Annotated in this window: 1 protein-coding gene; it reads left to right on the top strand. The window is 78.9% G+C overall.

What is annotated here, in order from left to right; all coding sequences use genetic code 11:
• Window positions 1-3,245 (top strand): S8 family serine peptidase (locus ACFU7Z_RS38025; protein WP_380782673.1); only part of this gene is annotated, 3,245 nt, incomplete at its 5' end.
• Window positions 3,246-3,260: the final 15 nt, after the last annotated feature.

The following is a 3,260-nucleotide window of genomic DNA, read 5'->3' on the forward strand; positions in this document are numbered from 1 at the left end:
CCGCGGGGCCGCCGTCCGCCGGACCGCCGGGGCCGGGCCGAACGGCCTCCGTCCTGCTCGAACTCACCACCGAGGCGGCCGGCTCCGCCTGGCGGCGCGCCGCCGACGGGGCCCGGCGCGCCCAGCGCCCCCCGGAGGCCGTCCGCCGGGAGGCCGCGCGGGCCGGCGCCGCCCAGCGGGCCCGGGCCGGGGACGCGCTCGACCGGCTCGCCGGCGCCGTCCACCGGGCGGCACCCGCCGCCCGCGAGCTCTACCGCACCCGCACCGTGCTCGCCGGCCTCGCGGTCAGCGCGCCCGCCGACCGGCTGCCCGCGCTGCGGGCGCTGCCGGGCGTCCGGGCCGTCCACCCGATCGTCGCCAAACGGCGCGACAACGCCCACTCCGTCCCGCTGACCGGCGCCCCGCAGGTCTGGGCCGGCGACCAGGCGGCCGGCACCGGCCGGGGCACCCGGATCGGGATCATCGACAGCGGCATCGACTACACCCACGCCGACTTCGGCGGCCCCGGCACCGAGGAGGCGTTCCGCTCGGTCGAGCGCGGCAGGCCCGCGCCGCCCGCGCTGTTCCCCAACGCCAAGGTGGTCGGCGGCAAGGACCTGGTCGGCGACGACTACGACCCCGACCCGGCCTCCCCGCACTACCAGCCGGTGCCGCACCCCGGCGACAACCCGATCGACTGCGTGCGCAACGGGCACGGCACCCACGTGGCCGGCACCGCGGCCGGGTACGGCGTCACCGCGGACGGCCACCCGTACACCGGTCCGTACGGGCCCGGGCTGGACCCGGCCGGCTTCCGGATCGGCCCCGGCACCGCCCCGGGCGCGCAGCTGTACGCGATCCGGGTGTTCGGCTGCGACGGCTCCACCGACCGGGTCACCGAGGCGCTCGACCTGGCCGCCGACCCGAACGGCGACGGCGACCTGAGCGACCGGCTGGACGTCGTCAACCTCTCGCTCGGCAGCCACTTCGGCAGCACCGACGACACCGACGCCCTGGCCGCCGACCGGCTCGCCGAGCTCGGCACCGTCGTGATCGCGGCGGCGGGCAACGACGGCGACGTGTACGGCATCGGCGGCAGCCCCGGCACCGCCGCCCGGGCGATCACCGTCGCCGCCTCGGTGCACGGCCACGCCGACGTGGACGGCATCACCGTGCTCGCCCCCGCCGCCCAGGCCGGGGTCGTCCCGGGGCACTGGAGCGAGCGCTACCAGGGCTGGTCCACCGCCGACGTCAGCGGCGAACTCGCCCTGCCCGCCGACCAGTCGGACGGCTGCACCGAGTTCGGCGAGGCCGACCGGCAGCGGTTGAAGGGGCGGATCGCGCTGCTCACCTGGCACACCCGGGAAGCCGACCGGGCCTGCAACTCCGGCCCGCGCGCCGACCACGCCGCCGACGCGGGCGCGATCGGCGCGCTGTACGCCGCCGACTCCGACCACCTCGCCGAGATCTCCGGCGACGACCGGATCCCGGCCGTGCTGCTGGGGCGCGCCGACGGCGAGCGGCTGCGGCAGGCCGCGGCCGCCGGGCCGGTGACGGTCCGGCTCGCCGCGCCCGGCAACCCGCTGCACGGCTCCGTCGCCCAGGACCAGCCGGCCCGGATCGACACCATGACCGACTTCAGCTCGCGCGGCATCGGCGTGCCGGGCGTGGTCAAGCCCGACCTGGCGGCCCCCGGCGAGGGCATCTGGTCCAGCCTGGTCGGCAGCGGTACCGGCGGCCAGCGCGAGAGCGGCACCTCGATGGCCGCCCCGCACGTGGCCGGGCTCGCCGCGCTGGTCCGCGCCGCGCACCCGGACTGGCCGGTCGAGCAGGTCAAGGCCGCGCTGATGAACACCACCGAGGACACCTTCCTCGGCGACGAGCACAGCGGGCCGGTCTACGGGCCCGAGCGCACCGGGGCCGGGAGGGTCCGGGTGGACCGGGCGGTCCGCACGCCCGCCGTCGCCTACGCGGCGGGGGAGGGCGCCGTGGAGGGCGGGGTCGGGGTCTCCTTCGGGCCGGTCGAGGTCGGCGGGCCGACGGCGGTGACCCGGGAGATCGAGGTGCGCAACACCTCGAACGCGCCACTGGCGTACCGCACCTCGTACGCGGCCGCCACCCTGCTGCCGGGCGCCTCCTACCAGGTGGCACCGGCCCGGGTGGACGTCCCGGCGGGCGGCACCGCGCGGGTACGGGTCACCCTGGCCGTGCCGGGGGAGCTGGGGCGCGCCCCCGACCCGACCATCGACACCGTGCAGGGCGGCCGGGCCCGCAGCTACCGGGGCGAGCTCTCCGGCCGGGTGCTGCTCACCCCGGTCGGTGGCGACGCGCTCCCGCAGCTGCGGATCCCGGTGCTGGCCGCGCCGCGCCCGACCGGCGACCTCACGGTGGCGGCCACCGTCCGCACCGCCCGGGACGGCACCCTGGTCACCCTCGGCGGCCGCGCCGCCCCCGGCGAACAACCCGGGCTGGTCAGCGCCCTCGCCCTCGGCGGCGAGGGTGAGCGCTGGCCCGACTGCCCGCCCGGCGGCAGCGGCACGGCGGTCGCGCCCGGCGCGGGCCTGCGGCCGAAGGACACCGGGAAGGAGCCGGACCCGGCGGAGGAGGTCTGCGTCGAGCACCCCGGCGAGCGGGCCGCCGGCCTGCGCGCGGCCGGCGCCGCCGTCGACTCCGAACTGCTGTACGTGGGCGCGCAGTTGTGGGCGCCCGCGGCCACCCCGGTGGGGCTGTACGGGGTGCGGGTGGCGCTGGACACCGACGGGGACGGCAGCACCGACGTCATCCTCAAGGCCGACCGGCTGCGCGGTAGCGACGTCCTGGTCTCCCGCGCCCTGGACGCCCGCACCGGGGCCGAACTGGACGTCCAGCCGCTCAACGCCCACTGGGGCGACACCGACACCGGGCTGCTGGACAGCGACGTCCTGGTGCTGCCCGTCCGGCTGAGCGCCCTGCCAGGCGTCGCGCCCGGGCACAGCACCGTCCGCTACGGCGTCTGGACCGGCTACGCCGGGGGCGGGACGCCGGACGTGGCCGAGGCGCTCTCCACCATCGGGCTGAGCGGCACCGGCCCGTCCGTCCCGCTGGACGTCCTGCGGCCGGCGCTCACCGCGCGGGCCGGCCTCACCGGGCCGGCCGCCGTACTGGCCCCGGCGGGCCCGGGCGCCGTCCTCGCCGTACGGCGGGCGGCGGGCGACACCTCGCGGCTCCTGCTGCTGTACCACCGCAACCCGGCCGAGCGGCGGGCCCAGGTGCTCGACCTGCCCTGACCCTCGGGCGGAAGG

Source organism: Kitasatospora sp. NPDC057518, from assembly GCF_042802075.1.
Taxonomy (GTDB): domain Bacteria; phylum Actinomycetota; class Actinomycetes; order Streptomycetales; family Streptomycetaceae; genus Kitasatospora.